Below are 15,778 nucleotides of genomic sequence, written 5' to 3'. Positions count from 1 at the left end.
GCTTACTCCTCGTGCTCCCCGGCCGAGGGCTCCGTGCCCCCGGCGGCCTCGACGGCCTGTCCTTCGACGGCCGCCTCGGTCCCGATCTCGTTCTCGATGTCGTCGACCTCGTCAGCTTCCTGACCGGCCTCCGCGTTGCGGGCGATGCCGACGACGGCATCGCGCTTGCCCAGGTTGATCAGCTGGACGCCCATGGTGTCACGGCCGGTCTCCCGTACTTCGTTGACGCGCGTACGAATCACACCACCGCTGAGCGTGATGGCGAGGATTTCGTCCGTTTCATCCACCACGAGCGCCCCGACGAGCGAGCCGCGGTCCTCCACGATCTTCGCGGCCTTGATGCCCAGGCCACCACGGCCCTGGACGCGGTACTCGTCCACCGGCGTCCGCTTGGCGTAGCCGCCGTCGGTCGCGGTGAAGACGAACGTACCCGGCCGGACCACGCTCATGGACAGCAGTTCGTCCCCTCCGCGGAAACTCATGCCCTTCACGCCCGAGGTGGCGCGGCCCATCGGGCGCAGCGCGTCGTCGGTCGCCGTGAAGCGGATCGACTGCGCCTTCTTGCTGATGAGCAGCAGGTCGTCCTCGGCGGACACCAGCTCGGCGCCGATCAGCTCGTCGTCGCTGCCGTCCTCGGTCTCCCGGAGGTTGATCGCGATGACGCCACCCGAACGGGGAGAGTCGTAGTCCTTGAGCGCCGTCTTCTTCACCAGGCCGCCCTTGGTGGCCAGGATCAGGTACGGGGCGATCTCGTAGTCGCGGATCGCGAGGATCTGGGCGATCTTCTCGTCCGGCTGGAAGGCCAGCAGGTTCGCCACGTGCTGCCCGCGGGCGTCGCGGCCGGCGTCCGGCAGCTCGTACGCCTTGGAGCGGTAGACGCGGCCCTTGTTCGTGAAGAACAGCAGCCAGTGGTGCGTGGTGGACACGAAGAAGTGGTCGACGAGGTCGTCCTGCTTCAGCTTCGTGCCGCGCACGCCCTTGCCGCCGCGCTTCTGCGAGCGGTAGTCCTCGGTCTTGGTGCGCTTGACGTACCCGCCGTGGGTGATCGTGACGACGATGTCCTCTTCGGCGATCAGGTCCTCCATGGACATGTCGCCGTCGAAGGGCACCAGCTTGGAACGCCGGTCGTCGCCGAACTTCTCGACGATGGCGGCCAGTTCCTCGCTGACGATCTGGCGCTGGCGCTCCTCGGAGGCCAGGATCGCGTTGTACTCGTTGATCTTGGCCTGGAGCTCGTCGTGCTCGGCGACGATCTTCTGCCGCTCCAGGGCCGCGAGGCGGCGGAGCTGCATCTCCAGGATCGCGTTCGCCTGGATCTCGTCGATCGACAGCAGGCCCATCAGGCCCTCGCGGGCGATCTCGACCGTGTTGCTGCGCCGGATCAGCGCGATGACCTCGTCGATCGCGTCCAGCGCCTTGAGCAGACCGCGCAGGATGTGGGCGCGCTCCTCCGCCTTGCGCAGGCGGAACTTCGTGCGCCGGACGATGACCTCGATCTGGTGCGTCACCCAGTGGCGGATGAAGGCGTCGATCGACAGCGTGCGCGGCACGCCGTCCACCAGCGCCAGCATGTTCGCGCCGAAGTTCGTCTGCAGGTCGGTGTGCTTGTAGAGGTTGTTCAGCACGACCTTGGCGACGGCGTCGCGCTTGAGGACGATCACCAGGCGCTGGCCGGTCCGGGACGAGGTCTCGTCGCGGACGTCGGCGATGCCGCCGACCTTGCCGTCCTTCACCAGGTCGGCGATCTTCTGCGCCAGGTTGTCGGGGTTGGTCTGGTACGGAAGCTCCGTGACCACCAGGCACTGGCGGTTCTGGATCTCCTCGACCTCGACCACCGCGCGCATCGTGATGGAGCCGCGCCCGGTCCGGTACGCCTCCTCGATGCCCTTGCGGCCCACGACCAGGGCGCCCGACGGGAAGTCCGGGCCCTTGATCCGCTCGATGAGCGCGTCCTGGAGCTCCTCGTGCGAGGCCTCCGGGTGCTCCAGCGCCCACTGGGCGCCGGCCGCGACCTCGCGCAGGTTGTGCGGCGGGATGTTGGTGGCCATGCCGACCGCGATGCCGGCGGAGCCGTTGATCAGCAGGTTCGGGAACCGCGCCGGCAGGACCGTGGGCTCCTGGTTGCGGCCGTCGTAGTTGTCCGTGAAGTCGACGGTCTCCTCGTCGATGTCCCGGAGCATCTCCATGGCCAGCGGCATGAGCTTGCACTCGGTGTAGCGCATCGCGGCCGCCGGGTCGTTGCCCGGAGAACCGAAGTTGCCGTTGGAGTCCACGAGCGGCATGCGCAGCGACCACGGCTGGGCCAGGCGGACCAGGGCGTCGTAGATCGAGGAGTCGCCGTGCGGGTGGTACGTACCCATGACGTCGCCGACGACGCGGGCGCACTTGTAGAAGCCCTTCTCGGGCCGGTAGCCGCCGTCGTACATCGCGTACAGCACACGGCGGTGGACCGGCTTGAGGCCGTCCCGTACGTCGGGCAGCGCGCGGGAGACGATGACGGACATCGCGTAGTCGAGGTAGGAGCGCTGCATCTCCGTCTCGAGCCCGACGGGCTCGATGCGTACGACGGGCTGCTCCTCCGCGGATTCCGCGGCGGTGGGGATGATTTCGTCGGCCATTGCTGGTCAGAAGTCCTTTCGGGCGGTCAGCTGAGCCGACTCAGATGTCGAGGAAGCGAACGTCCTTGGCGTTGCGCTGGATGAAGGAGCGCCGGGCTTCGACGTCCTCACCCATCAGCACCGAGAACAGGTCGTCGGCCTGCGCGGCGTCGTCCAGGGTGACCTGGCCGAGCACGCGGTGGTCGACGTCCATCGTGGTGATGCGCAGCTCCTCGGCGTTCATCTCGCCCAGACCCTTGAAGCGCTGGATCGAGTCTTCCCTGATCCGCTTGCCGTTCTGCTTGCCGAGCTCGACCAGGGCGTCGCGCTCGCGGTCCGAGTACGCGTACTCGAAGTCGTCGCGGCCCCACTTGATCTTGTACAGCGGCGGACGCGACAGGTACACGTGACCGGCCTCGACCAGCGGCCGCATGAAGCGGAACAGGAACGTCAGCAGCAGGGTGTTGATGTGCTGGCCGTCGACGTCGGCGTCCGCCATCAGGATGATCTTGTGATAGCGGAGCTTCTCGATGTCGAAGTCCTCGTGCACACCCGTGCCGAAGGCGCTGATCAGCGCCTGGACCTCGGTGTTCTGGAGGATCTTGTCGATACGGGCCTTCTCGACGTTCAGGATCTTGCCGCGGATGGGCAGGATGGCCTGGTACATCGGGTTGCGGCCGGACTTGGCCGAGCCGCCGGCCGAGTCGCCCTCGACGATGAAGATCTCGCACTGGGTCGGGTCGTTCGACTGGCAGTCCGACAGCTTGCCCGGCAGCGAGGCGCTCTCCAGCAGGCCCTTGCGACGGGTGAGGTCACGGGCCTTGCGGGCCGCGACGCGCGCCGTGGCGGCGTTGATCGACTTGCGGATGATGTCCGCGGCCTCGTTCGGGTTCCGGTCGAACCAGTCGTTGAGGTGCTCGTGGACGACCTTCTGCACGAAGGTCTTGGCCTCCGTGTTGCCCAGCTTGGTCTTCGTCTGGCCCTCGAACTGCGGCTCGCCCAGCTTGATCGAGATGATCGCGGTCAGACCCTCGCGGATGTCCTCACCGGCGAGGTTGTCGTCCTTCTCCCGCAGGAACTTCTTCTCACGCGCGTAGCGGTTCACCAGACCCGTCATCGCGGCGCGGAAGCCCTCTTCGTGGGTGCCGCCCTCGTGCGTGTGGATCGTGTTCGCGAAGGAGTAGACGCCCTCGGTGTACTGCGAGTTCCACTGCATCGCGATCTCGACCGAGAGCATGCGCTCCTTGTCCTCGGCCTCGACGTCGATGACGGTCGGGTGGATCATCTCGCCCTTGCGCGAGTTCAAGTGGTTCACGAAGTCGACGATGCCGCCCTCGTAGTAGTACTTGACCGTGCGCGCCTGCTGGTCGTCGATCTCCTCGGCGGTGTCCGCGCCCATCGTGGCCTTGGCCGACTCGCGCTCGTCCGTCAGGGTGAGGGTCAGGCCCTTGTTGAGGAAGGCCATCTCCTGGAAGCGGCGCGAGAGCGTCTCGAAGGAGTACTCGGTGGTCTCGAAGATGTCGCCGTCGGCCCAGAAGGTGACCGAGGTGCCCGTCTCGGACGTCGCCTCGTTCTTCAGCAGGGCCGCCGTCGGGACACCGAGCTTGTAGTCCTGGGTCCAGCGGTAACCGTCGGTCTTGACCTCGACCGCGACCCTGGTCGACAGGGCGTTCACGACGGAGACGCCGACGCCGTGCAGACCGCCGGAGACGGCGTAGCCGCCGCCGCCGAACTTGCCGCCCGCGTGCAGGACCGTCAGCACGACCTCGACGGCCGGCTTCCCCTCGGACGGCACGATGCCGACCGGGATACCGCGGCCGTTGTCGACCACGCGCACGCCGCCGTCGGCGAGGATCGTCACGTCGATGGTGTCCGCGTGCCCTGCCAGGGCCTCGTCGACCGAGTTGTCGACCACCTCGTAGACGAGGTGGTGGAGCCCGCGCTCACCGGTGGAGCCGATGTACATGCCGGGCCGCTTGCGGACCGCGTCCAGGCCCTCGAGGACCTGGATGGCACTGGCGTCGTACGAGGACGTGACCTCGCCGTTCTGGCCGACTGTGGACTGGTTGTCGTTGGGGTTGCCGGAATCGGCCACGAAGCGCCCTTTCTGGCACAGCACAGGCCGTACTCCGGGCCGGCATGCATGCAAGCGGGAGCGGCTGCGTCGATCTGCGTTGTCAGCGGTGGTCAGCTTTACTCGACTGGATCCCGCGCGTGCGCGGGATTCTCGTTCAGTCTACCGGTATCACCCCCGTGAATGGGCGTTTGCCGGTACCTGAGTCCGCATGTGCCGCCCGGAAACTCCTCTCTCCGACTCCCCATATCCGGGGAGGGGCTCAAAGAGGCTCACGCGGGCATTGAGCGCTTCGGGCTGTCAACCTCTCGCTACCGTGAGGGACACCACCCGCACAGCCGTCCGCACGGGGCGCCCGTCGGACCCTACTCACCCGTACGGGTACCCGCGGCGGGCAGGCTCACGGGCATCGGGCACGGGCCGGCGCACGACCGGAACACGCGCGGCCGAGCGCGCCGGTTCGATCGGCCCGCGTTCGGGTTCCCGGCGTTCGGGTCCCGCCTTCTGGCCCGCCTTCGGGACGCCTTCGGGCCGCCTTCGGGCGCGCGGAGTCGGGCCCGAAGGCTCACCCGTAGGTGTCCCCCGGGCCGGTGCTCCCCGGGGCCCGCCAGGGGCCGGACCGCTTCGGTCCGCCGCCCGGGCCGTGGACCTTGATCAGCCGGACGGTGCCCTGCCCCAGGTCCGCGTTGAGCCGGGCCACGAGCTGCGGGGCCAGCAGCTTGAGCTGCGCCGCCCACGCCGAGGAATCGCAGCGCACCACCAGCTCGCGGTCCTCGTACCGGTCCGGCACGCAGTGCGTCGCGATGTCCCGGCCGACGATCTCCGGCCAGCGCTCCATCACGCCCGCCACCGCCATCGGCATCTCCCAGCCGCGCTCCGTGCGCAGCCGGTCCAGCGCCGCCATCAGCGGCATCGGGTCCCGGCCGTCCGCGCGGGCGCCCGAGCGCAGGCCCGGCTGGTACCGGCCCTTCTTGTTCTGCGCCGCGTTGCCCCGGGCCCGCGCCTGCTCGCGCGCCGCCGCCAGGGCCTGGCGCGCCAGGTCCACACCCGACGGCTCGGCCGCCTTGCGCGGCGGAGCCTGCGGCAGGTCCCGCGGCGTGTCCTGCTCCTTGCCGCTCACAGCCGGGTCACCTCCCCGCCGGACACCGCGAACCGGGTCCCGGCCAGCACGCCGGGCACGTCGTCGTCGACCGCGGCCGTCACCAGCACCTGCTCGCCGGGCGCCACCAGCTCCGCCAGCCGCTCCCGGCGCCGCGCGTCCAGCTCCGCGAACACGTCGTCGAGGATCAGCACCGGCTCGCTGCCCTCGGAGCGCAGCAGCTCGTAGGAGGCCAGCCGCAGCGCCAGCGCGTACGACCAGGACTCGCCGTGGCTGGCGTACCCCTTGGCGGGCAGTTCCCCGAGGCGCAGCACCACGTCGTCACGGTGCGGGCCGACCAGGGTCACCCCGCGCTCGATCTCCTGCTTGCGCACCTCCGCCAGCGCGCCGAGGAGGACCTCGTACAGCGCCTCGCGGGTGCGGGCCTCGCCGCTGTCCACCTGCTCGCCCGCAGAGGACTTGTAGGCCGCGCCGAGCGGTCCGCCACCGGGCGCGAGCTGCTCGTACGCCTTGTCCGCGAGCGGCAGCAGGGTCCCGATCAGGTCGAGCCGGTGGGCCAGCAGCTCCGCGCCCGTGCGCGCCAGGTGCTGGTCCCACACGTCGAGGGTGGACAGGTCCATGGAGCGGCCGCCGTGCCGGCGGGCCATCGCCGCCGACTTCAGCAGGGTGTTGCGCTGCTTGAGCACCCGCTCGTAGTCGGAGCGCACGGCCGCCATGCGCGGCGAGCGGGCCGTGACCAGCTCGTCGAGGAAGCGGCGCCGCTCGCCGGGGTCGCCCTTGACCAGGGCCAGGTCCTCGGGGGCGAACAGCACCGTGCGCACGATGCCCAGCACGTCTCGCGGCCTGACCTGCGAGGACCTGTTGATCCGGGCCCGGTTGGCGCGGCCGGGGTTCAGCTCCAGCTCCACGAGCTGCTGCCGTTCGCCCTGGGTGACGGCGGCCCGGATGACGGCGCGCTCGGCTCCCATCCGCACGAGCGGGGCGTCCCCGGAGACGCGGTGGCTGCCGAGGGTCGCGAGGTAGCCGATCGCCTCGACGAGATTGGTCTTGCCCTGGCCGTTGGGGCCGACGAAAGCGGTGACGCCCGGGTCGAGGGGAACCTCGGCCCGGGCGTACGAGCGGAAGTCGGCCAACGAGAGATGCGAAACGTGCATACGGCGCCGACCTCCCCCGGCTTCCTGCTGCTCTGTCGTGCTCCGCTCCACAGGCTGTGGATCCACAAGCCGTGGACCTGCAAGCCGTGGATCCACGAGCTGTGGACCTGTGGAGCGGTTGTGGATTACTTCTTCTCGACCGCGTGGCCGCCGAACTGGTTGCGCAGCGCGGCGATCATCTTCATCTGCGGGGAGTCGTCCTGGCGCGACGCGAAGCGCGCGAAGAGCGAGGCCGTGATGGCCGGCAGCGGCACGGCGTTGTCGATCGCGGCCTCGACCGTCCAGCGGCCCTCGCCGGAGTCCTGCGCGAAGCCGCGCAGCTGCTGCAGGTGCTCGTCCTCGTCCAGCGCGTTCACGGCCAGGTCCAGCAGCCAGGAACGGATGACCGTGCCCTCCTGCCAGGACCGGAACACCTCGCGGACGTCGGTGACCGAGTCGACCTTCTCCAGGAGCTCCCAGCCCTCGGCGTAGGCCTGCATCATGGCGTACTCGATGCCGTTGTGGACCATCTTCGCGAAGTGGCCGGCGCCGATCTTGCCGGCGTGCACGGCACCGAACTCGCCCTCGGGCTTGAGGGCGTCGAAGATCGGCTGGACGGCCGCGACGTGCTCCTTGTCGCCGCCGTACATCAGCGCGTAGCCGTTCTCCAGGCCCCAGACGCCGCCCGAGACTCCGCAGTCCACGAAGCCGATGCCCTTGGCGGCCAGCTCGGCGCCGTGCTTCTCGTCGTCGGTCCAGCGCGAGTTGCCGCCGTCGACGACGATGTCGCCGGGCGAGAGCAGGCCCGCGAGCTCGTCCACGGTGGACTGGGTCGCGGCGCCCGCCGGGACCATCACCCACACCACGCGGGGGGCCTGCAGGCTGTCCACAAGTTCCGACAGGCTGTGGACATCGGCGAGGTCCGGGTTGCGGTCGTATCCGATGACGGTGTGGCCGGCGCGGCGGATGCGCTCGCGCATGTTGCCGCCCATCTTGCCGAGACCGACGAGACCAAGCTCCATCAGGTGGTTCCTTAAGCGTTGTGGCCGTCTGTGCCGGGGTGCACCCCTGCCCGGGGACATCGCCCCGTGCCGAGCCTACGCCGGGCCGTGCCGCCCGGCGCCACGGGCACTCCGGGTGTCGGCGCCGGGGCGGGCGGCGGGCCGCCCACGAGGCTCCGTACGCCCTCCGTGCGGCCTCCCGCGAGGCCGTTGCCGGGCCGCTACGGGGCTTCGCGGCCGGGAGGCTCAACGCCCTCGGGCCCGTCCCGCGGGAAGCGGGGCCGGGCCCGAGGGGCTGCCGCGTCGCTGCCGGGATCAGCCGGAGAGGCGGACCGGCATGATCAGGTACTTGTACGCCTCGTCTGCCTCGGCGTCCACCGCCGGGCGGCCGCTGAGCAGCGCCGGCTTGGTGGACGTGGTGAAGCTCAGCTGCGCGGCCGGCGAGTCGATCGCGCTCAGGCCGTCCAGCAGGAAGGTCGGGTTGAAGGCGATCGAGATGTCGTCGCCCTCCAGCTTCGCGTCGACGCGCTCCACAGCCTGTGCGTCGTCGGAGGAGCCGGCCTCGAGGATCAGCACGCCCTGCTCGAAGCTGAGGCGGACCGGGGTGTTGCGCTCGGCGACGAGGGCCACGCGCTTGACGGCCTCGACGAACGGCGCGGTCTCGATCACCGCGACGGAGTTGAACTCCGTCGGGAAGAGCGTGCGGTACTTCGGCAGGTCGCCCTCGAGGAGGCGGGTGGTGGTGCGCCGGCCGGCGCCCTCGAAGCCGATGAGGCCCTCGCCCTGGCCGGAGCCGGACAGCGCGATGGTGACCGTGTCGCCGCTGGTGAGCGACTTGGCGGTGTCCAGGAGGGTCTTGGCGGGCACCAGGGCCACGGCCGAGGCCTCCGGGTCCTCGGGCTTCCACAGGAACTCGCGGACCGCGAAGCGGTAGCGGTCGGTGGAGGCCAGGGTGACCTTGTCGCCCTCGATCTCGATGCGGACACCGGTCAGCACGGGCAGCGTGTCGTCGCGGCCGGCGGCGATGGCGACCTGGGCGGCGGCCGAGGCGAAGACCTCGCCGGGCACGGTGCCGGTCGCGGTGGGCATGGTCGGCAGCGCCGGGTATTCCTCCACAGGCAGGGTGTGGAGTGTGAATCGCGAGGAGCCGCAGACCACGGTCGCCCGTACACCGTCTGTGGAAATCTCCACCGGCCGGTTGGGCAGGGCGCGGCAGATGTCGGCGAGCAGCCGGCCGGAGACCAGGACGGTGCCGTCCTCCTCGACGTCCGCCTCGACGGAGACCCGGGCCGAGACCTCGTAGTCGAAGCCGGAGAGGGACAGCTTGCCCTCCTCGGCCTTCAGCAGCAGGCCCGCGAGAACGGGCACCGGCGGCCGGGCCGGGAGGCTACGAGCAGCCCAGGCCACCGCCTCCGCGAGTACGTCGCGCTCCACCCGGATCTTCACCGGAAACCGCCTCCTGCTGTTGCTCGCTCGTCTGCCGGCCTTCGTCGTCGGCTCGTCGATGCCTCGACCGATGCCGGGGACCAGTCTGACGTACGGCGCCGACAGTCGTCGCTGCTGCCGGTCAAGTCGGGAGCGAGGTGTCGGGGAGGGCGATCCACCGAGTTGTGCACAGGACCTGCTTGAAAACCGAAACCGGGCTAACTCTCTATGGGGGTAGTAGTAGGGCCTGTGGAAACGGTGGATAACAGTGTTTTTGCAGGTCAGCACGCGTTTTTTATCCCCACACCCTGTGGGTGACACCGGTGGACAACTCGGTGTCTCTGTGGAGAACGAAAAGTTCTGCACAGGCCATCCCCAGATGACCCCGACTACTCCACAGGTGCGTCCCCAGGTTTTCCCGAGTACTCCACAACCCAAACGTCGACTTCGGTGTGACCGCTTTCACTCGGGGCGGTGATGGAGGGTTCCTCGTTGCCGAACAGTGGACAACGGTGTGGGGAAGTCGTCTGATCCTGTGCACAGGACGCGGGAAGCTGTGGACCGCCGGTGGACAACGCGGTGGACAGACCTGTGGATGAAAATTTCGTCCACAGCCTGTGGATAGTCGTTGCGCACAATTCCACAGGGGTCTGACCAGCCCTGATGGTGCCTCACACCTGGGCCCTGTGGACAGTCTTGTGGGTGGCGCGGCCCGTCCCCAGCCTGTGGACGGAAGAAAGTCGCCCAATCTGTGGATGAGTTGCCCCCAAGGGGGCGTATTCGAACAGGTCAGGGGCGCACGCACGAAGAAGGGCGCCCCCGAAGCGACCCGGGAGCGCCCTCTGACTGCGTTTGAACAAGCGTGTTTGGAGGGTCGGCGGCGCCCGTACGGCCCGTACACAGAGCCGGCGTCAGCCGTTCTTGATGCGGTTCGTGAGCTCCGTTACCTGGTTGTAGATGGAGCGCCGTTCCGCCATCAGAGCGCGGATCTTGCGGTCCGCGTGCATGACGGTGGTGTGGTCGCGGCCGCCGAACTGCGCCCCGATCTTGGGCAGCGAGAGGTCCGTGAGCTCCCGGCACAGGTACATGGCGATCTGCCGCGCGGTGACCAGCACGCGGCTGCGCGAGGAGCCGCACAGGTCGTCCACGGTCAGACCGAAGTAGTCGGCGGTGGCGGCCATGATGTCCGTCGCCGTGATCTCGGGCGCGCTGTCTTCGCCGCCGGGGATCAGGTTCTTCAGTACGTCCTCGGTCAGGCCCAGGTCCACCGGCTGCCGGTTCAGGCTCGCGAAGGCCGTGACCCGGATCAGCGCCCCCTCCAGCTCGCGGATGTTGCGCGAGATGCGGGAGGCGATGAACTCCAGCACCTCCGGCGGGGCGTTGAGCTGCTCCTGGACGGCCTTCTTGCGCAGGATCGCGATCCGGGTCTCCAGCTCGGGCGGCTGGACGTCGGTGATCAGGCCCCACTCGAAGCGGTTGCGGAGCCGGTCCTCCAGGGTGACGAGCTGCTTGGGCGGCCGGTCGGAGGAGAGCACGATCTGCTTGTTGGCGTTGTGGAGCGTGTTGAAGGTGTGGAAGAACTCCTCCTGCGTCGACTCCTTGCTCGCGAGGAACTGGATGTCGTCGACGAGCAGGATGTCCATCTCGCGGTAGCGCTTGCGGAACGCGTCGCCCTTGCCGTCGCGGATCGAGTTGATGAACTCGTTGGTGAACTCCTCGGAGCTCACGTACCGCACCCGGGTGCCGGGGTAGAGGCTCCGCGCGTAGTGCCCGATGGCGTGCAGCAGGTGCGTCTTGCCGAGGCCCGACTCCCCGTAGATGAAGAGGGGGTTGTACGCCTTCGCCGGCGCCTCGGCGACGGCCACCGCGGCCGCGTGCGCGAAGCGGTTGGAGGCGCCGATGACGAAGGTGTCGAAGAGGTACTTGGGGTTCAGCCGGGCGGTCGGCTCCAGCGGGCCCGAGGTGGAACCGCCGGACGGGGCCGAGGGAGCGGGCCGGCTGGGCGCTTGCCGCGCGGGCGGCTGCTCGTACTGCTGCTGCTCGTACTGGCGGGCGGAGCGCTGCTGCTGGCCCTCGTACTGCTGCTGCTCGTACTTCTGCTGTTCGTAGGAGCCCTGGTCGTAGGAGGAGGGCTCCGGCTGCTGCATGTAGCCCGGCTGCGGAGAGGCGTAGGGATCGCGCTCGGGGAAGCCGCCGAGGCGCGGCTGCTGCCAGCCGTAGTCGTCCTGCTGGCCGCCGCGGGGCCAGGCGCCGGGCTCGGAGCGCTGCTGCTGGTAGTCCGGGTAGGCGGGGCGGGCGGTGGGGAGCTGGTCGTCCGCGGGACCGGCGTGGCCGGTATGACCGCCGGGTCCCGTGTGGCCCCCGGGGCCGGTGTGCCCGCCGGGGCGCTGGCCGCCGTACGGTTCGTAGCCGTCGCGCGAGGAAGAAGAGGACGGGGCCGGGGGCGAGGGCTCGCCGGCGGAGTCGTCGACGGTGATGGCGATCCGGATGGGGCGGCCGCACTCACGGCTGAGCGCGTCGCTGATGAGCGGGGCGAGCCGGCCCTCCAGGACCCGCTTGCCGTACTCGTTCGGGACGGCGAGCAGCGCGGTGTCGGCCACCAGGGCCAGGGGCTGACAGCGCTCGACCCACTGCTTGTCCTTGGGCTCGATGCTGTTCTGTCCCTCCCCGAGGAGCTTTTCGAGCACCCTTGGCCACACTGCGGCAAGATCGGCAGGTACGTCAGCCACAGAGCACGCTCTCTCAGAGGGGGTCCCACGAATGTGTGGTTCTTTGGGACGGTCGGGACAAAAAATCCGGAGTCAGGCAACGGTAGTCAGGCCGACGGGTACGGTTCAAGTCGTTGTCCACAGCCTGTGCACAGTGTGGGGCACCGTCGGCTCGGTTTGACCGGATGGCGTAGCCGCGCGTACCGTAACGAGGTCGAGTTGTCGATGGCTGCTGCCGCCTGCCTACCGATGGGCGAAGATCACTGGTTGTGATCGTTTTGCGGTGCCACTCGGGCGAACACGCGAGTTCTACTCCTCGTGGGCGCACGGTGACAGCCAGGCGATGTCCCGCCTAAACGATTTATTCTCTGGAGCCCCCGAGTGAGCAAGCGCACCTTCCAGCCGAACAACCGCCGTCGTGCCAAGACCCACGGCTTCCGTCTCCGGATGCGTACCCGTGCCGGCCGCGCCATCCTCGCGAACCGTCGTGGCAAGGGCCGCGCCGAACTCTCCGCGTAACTGACGGGCGGATCGTGACGTCGTGCTGTCTCCCGAAAATCGGCTGAGGCGGCGCGAGGACTTCGCGAGCGCGGTACGTCGAGGTCGTCGGGCCGGTCGCCCGCTCCTCGTCGTCCACCTACGTACTAGCGGTGCAACGGACCCGCACGCGCCGGGGGAGATCGATCCCTCGACGCGTGCGGGTTTCGTCGTCAGCAAGGCTGTCGGCATCGCTGTCGTACGCAACCGGGTCAAGCGCCGTTTGCGCCATCTCGTCCGCGAGCGGCTGTCCCAGCTGCCCGAAGGTAGCCTGATGGTGGTACGGGCTCTGCCCGGAGCGGGTGATGCCGGTCTCGACGAGCTGGCCCGGGACCTCGACGCCGCATTGCTGCGGCTCTTGGGAGGCGTGGCTCGATGAAGTACCCGCTGCTCGCATTGATCAAGCTGTACCAGTGGACGATCAGTCCGCTGCTCGGGCCGGTGTGCCGCTACTACCCCTCGTGCTCGCACTACGGGTACACGGCCATCGACCGGCATGGTGCGGTGAAGGGGACGGCTCTGACCGCCTGGCGGATCCTGCGGTGCAATCCGTGGTCCCCGGGTGGCGTGGACCACGTCCCACCCCGGAAACGCCCGCGTTGGCACGAGCAGCTGCGCAGTGCGTTGCGTAGATCTCGCAATGCTCAAGGAGCCTGATTAGTGGACACGATTGCCAGTCTGTTCAGCTTTATTACCACGCCTGTCTCGTGGATCATCGTCCAGTTCCACAAGGTGTACGGCGCCATGTTCGGCGCGGACAGTGGTTGGGCCTGGGGCCTGTCCATCGTCTCCCTGGTGATCTTGATCCGCATCTGTCTGATCCCGCTCTTCGTGAAGCAGATCAAGGCGACGCGCGGCATGCAGGCGATCCAGCCGAAGATGAAGGCGATCCAGGAGCGCTACAAGAACGACAAGCAGCGCCAGTCCGAAGAGATGATGAAGCTGTACAAGGAGACGGGTACCAACCCGCTCTCCTCGTGCCTTCCCATCCTGGCGCAGTCTCCGTTCTTCTTCGCGCTCTACCACGTGCTCGCCTCCATCGCCAACGGCACGCCGATCGGCAAGATCGACGGCCCGCTGCTGGAGAGCGCGCGTAACGCGCACATCTTCGGCGCGCCTCTGGCATCGAAGTTCACGGACAGCGCGGACAAGGTCGCCGCTCTCGGCGCCGACATCACCGACGTGCGGATCGTCACCGCGATCATGATCGTGATGATGTCGCTGTCGCAGTTCTACACGCAGCGCCAGCTGATGCAGAAGAACGTCGACCTCTCGGTCAAGACGCCGTTCATGCAGCAGCAGAAGATGCTGATGTACATCTTCCCCGTGATCTTCGCGGTCATGGGCATCAACTTCCCCGTCGGCGTCCTCGTCTACTGGCTGACCACGAACCTGTGGACCATGGGCCAGCAGATGTTCGTGATCAGCCGGAACCCCACCCCGGGCAGCATGGCCCAGGACCAGTACCTGACGCGCCTGCTGAAGCAGGTCGGTGCGCGCGGCGAGCTCAAGGGCCGGGGCAAGAAGAAGATCGTCGCGGCGATCGTGGCCAAGGGCCCGGACCGCAACGACAACGAGCGCAAGTTCATCACCGGTCTTTCCAAGCAGGGCCTGGCCGCGCAGGCGGACGGCTCCGTGGTGAAGAGCGTCGAGGCGACCGTCGATGCGGACGCGGCCGGCGGCGGTGGCCAGAAGCGCCAGCAGCCCAAGCGGCAGTCGAAGTCTCAGCGTCAGACGCCCCCCAGCAAGCCCTCTCCCAAGAAGTAAGAAGGAGCTCCTCCCGTGACGGAAGGCACCACCACCGCCGCCGCTGAGAGTGGCGACACCCTGACCCGCCTCGAGCAGGAGGGTGAGATCGCGGCCGACTACCTTGAGGGTCTGCTGGACATCGCCGACCTGGACGGCGACATCGACATGGACGTCGAGGCGGACCGCGCCTCTGTCTCCATCGTCAGCGAGTCCGCGCGCGACCTGCAGAAGCTCGTGGGCCGCGACGGCGAGGTGCTGGAAGCTCTGCAGGAGCTGACCCGGCTCGCCGTGCACCGCGAGACCGGGGACCGCAGCCGGCTGATGCTGGACATCGGCGGCTTCCGGGCGAAGAAGCGCGAGGAGCTGACGGCCCTCGGTGCGAAGGCCGCGGAGGACGTGAAGACGTCCGGTGAGCCCCTGAAGCTGGACCCGATGACCCCCTTCGAGCGGAAGGTCGTCCACGACGCCGTGGCGGCCGCCGGTCTGCGGAGCGAGTCCGAGGGCGAGGAGCCGCAGCGCTTCGTCGTCGTGCTTCCGGCTTGACCGGAAGCCTTGTATCCGGCCCCGTCTGTCTCGCAGGCGGGGCCGATGTTTGTCAGCCTGGCAGCGACGACGTGGTTTTTTCACCATGCGGTACGGAAGGACGGTCCCCGTGACGGAGGCAGCTGAGCTTCCCCCGACGCCCGAAGAAGCGCCCGAGGCACCTGAAGAGGCGCGTGCGGTGTTCGGTGAGCACTTCCCGGCAGCTGTGCGGTACGCGGAGCTGCTGGCGGACGCGGGTGTCAAGCGGGGCCTGATCGGGCCGCGCGAGGTGCCGCGGCTGTGGGAGAGGCACCTGCTGAACTGTGCCGTGCTCTCGGAAGTGGTGCCCGAAAACGTCACCGTGTGCGATGTGGGTTCGGGGGCAGGTCTCCCCGGTATTCCGCTGGCCCTGGTGCGCAGGGACCTGAAGATCACACTGCTGGAGCCGCTGCTGCGCCGCACGAACTTCCTCCAGGAGGTCGTGGAGCTGCTGGGGCTCGATCATGTGACGGTGGTACGCGGGCGGGCCGAGGAAGTCCTCGGCAAGCTCCAGCCGGTGCACGTGGTGACGGCGCGCGCGGTGGCCCCGCTGGACCGGCTCGCCGGCTGGGGTGTGCCCCTGCTGCGCCCGTACGGCGAGATGCTGGCGCTGAAGGGCGATACCGCCGAGGAGGAGCTGGTGGCGGCGAAGGCCGCGCTGACGAAGCTCGGTGTGGTGAAGACCTCGGTGCTGCACGTCGGCGAGGGGGTCGTGGACCCGCTCTCCACCGTGGTGCGGGTCGAGGTCGGGGAAAGCCCCGGCGGGGTGCGGTTCGCGGCGAAGCGGGCCAAGGCCGCCCGGGTGAGCCGTACGCGCCGTCGTCGCTGAGCCCCTGCCGGGCAGTGTTCGCAGGCGTATCGCAGGGGTGTTGAGCCCTATAGGTATGGATTTCG

Annotated in this window: 13 protein-coding genes and 1 pseudogene; 6 read left to right on the top strand and 8 right to left on the bottom strand. The window is 68.7% G+C overall.

The features are described from left to right. Positions 1–2 precede the first annotated feature (2 nt). The 8 genes and pseudogenes from gyrA to dnaA (AC6CKD_RS19785) form a co-directional block, all read right to left on the bottom strand. Positions 3–2,618, bottom strand: coding sequence for a DNA gyrase subunit A (gene gyrA, locus AC6CKD_RS19820; protein WP_498328763.1), 2,616 nt, complete (start codon positions 2,616–2,618; stop codon positions 3–5). Between the two features lie 40 nt (positions 2,619–2,658). After that, a complete protein-coding gene (gyrB, locus tag AC6CKD_RS19815) occupies positions 2,659–4,716 on the bottom strand; it encodes a DNA topoisomerase (ATP-hydrolyzing) subunit B (protein ID WP_498328762.1) in 2,058 nt (685 codons plus the stop codon). Between the two features lie 520 nt (positions 4,717–5,236). Beyond that, entirely contained in the window at positions 5,237–5,791 is a 555-nt protein-coding gene (locus AC6CKD_RS19810) for a DciA family protein (protein WP_498328761.1), read from the bottom strand. After that, entirely contained in the window at positions 5,788–6,924 is a 1,137-nt protein-coding gene (recF, locus tag AC6CKD_RS19805) for a DNA replication/repair protein RecF (RefSeq protein WP_498328760.1), read from the bottom strand. The genes AC6CKD_RS19810 and recF overlap by 4 nt, the downstream gene beginning before the upstream one ends. 125 nt (positions 6,925–7,049) lie before the next feature. After that, positions 7,050–7,925 carry a phosphogluconate dehydrogenase (NAD(+)-dependent, decarboxylating) gene (gene gnd, locus AC6CKD_RS19800; protein WP_385368548.1) on the bottom strand — a complete coding sequence of 292 codons (876 nt, stop codon included), beginning with the start codon at positions 7,923–7,925 and terminating at the stop codon, positions 7,050–7,052. Positions 7,926–8,219: 294 nt separating this feature from the next. Next, positions 8,220–9,350, bottom strand: coding sequence for a DNA polymerase III subunit beta (dnaN, locus tag AC6CKD_RS19795; protein WP_243331110.1), 1,131 nt, complete (start codon positions 9,348–9,350; stop codon positions 8,220–8,222). An 890-nt stretch (positions 9,351–10,240) separates the two neighbouring features. Next, positions 10,241–11,476, bottom strand: coding sequence for a chromosomal replication initiator protein DnaA (dnaA, locus tag AC6CKD_RS19790; RefSeq protein WP_498328943.1), 1,236 nt, complete (start codon positions 11,474–11,476; stop codon positions 10,241–10,243). 41 nt (positions 11,477–11,517) lie between these two features. Further along, positions 11,518–12,058 (bottom strand): annotated as a pseudogene (gene dnaA / locus AC6CKD_RS19785) (chromosomal replication initiator protein DnaA); the annotation flags it as partial. Between the two features lie 360 nt (positions 12,059–12,418). Here dnaA (AC6CKD_RS19785) and rpmH point away from each other — a divergent pair. The 6 genes from rpmH to rsmG all read left to right on the top strand — a co-directional run bounded on the left by rpmH (position 12,419) and on the right by rsmG (position 15,713). After that, the gene (rpmH, locus tag AC6CKD_RS19780) at positions 12,419–12,556 is read left to right on the top strand and encodes a 50S ribosomal protein L34 (protein ID WP_100597229.1); all 138 of its coding nucleotides are present in this window, start codon (positions 12,419–12,421) and stop codon (positions 12,554–12,556) included. Positions 12,557–12,578: 22 nt separating this feature from the next. After that, on the top strand, positions 12,579–12,953 hold the full coding sequence (rnpA, locus tag AC6CKD_RS19775; protein WP_267754555.1) for a ribonuclease P protein component: 375 nt from the start codon (positions 12,579–12,581) through the stop codon (positions 12,951–12,953). After that, positions 12,950–13,231 carry a membrane protein insertion efficiency factor YidD gene (gene yidD, locus AC6CKD_RS19770; RefSeq protein ID WP_076043740.1) on the top strand — a complete coding sequence of 94 codons (282 nt, stop codon included), beginning with the start codon at positions 12,950–12,952 and terminating at the stop codon, positions 13,229–13,231. The genes rnpA and yidD overlap by 4 nt, the downstream gene beginning before the upstream one ends. Positions 13,232–13,234: 3 nt before the next feature. Continuing rightward, positions 13,235–14,341 carry a membrane protein insertase YidC gene (yidC, locus tag AC6CKD_RS19765; protein ID WP_498328759.1) on the top strand — a complete coding sequence of 369 codons (1,107 nt, stop codon included), beginning with the start codon at positions 13,235–13,237 and terminating at the stop codon, positions 14,339–14,341. Between the two features lie 15 nt (positions 14,342–14,356). Further along, entirely contained in the window at positions 14,357–14,866 is a 510-nt protein-coding gene (locus AC6CKD_RS19760; RefSeq protein WP_243331117.1) for a Jag family protein, read from the top strand. 85 nt (positions 14,867–14,951) lie between these two features. Next, positions 14,952–15,713 carry a 16S rRNA (guanine(527)-N(7))-methyltransferase RsmG gene (gene rsmG / locus AC6CKD_RS19755; RefSeq protein ID WP_498328758.1) on the top strand — a complete coding sequence of 254 codons (762 nt, stop codon included), beginning with the start codon at positions 14,952–14,954 and terminating at the stop codon, positions 15,711–15,713. Positions 15,714–15,778 lie beyond the last annotated feature (65 nt).

The organism is Streptomyces sp. GQ60, from assembly GCF_059758875.1.
The sequence above is the reverse complement of the archived record's forward strand: the minus strand, read 5'-3'. Positions and strand labels throughout refer to the sequence as shown.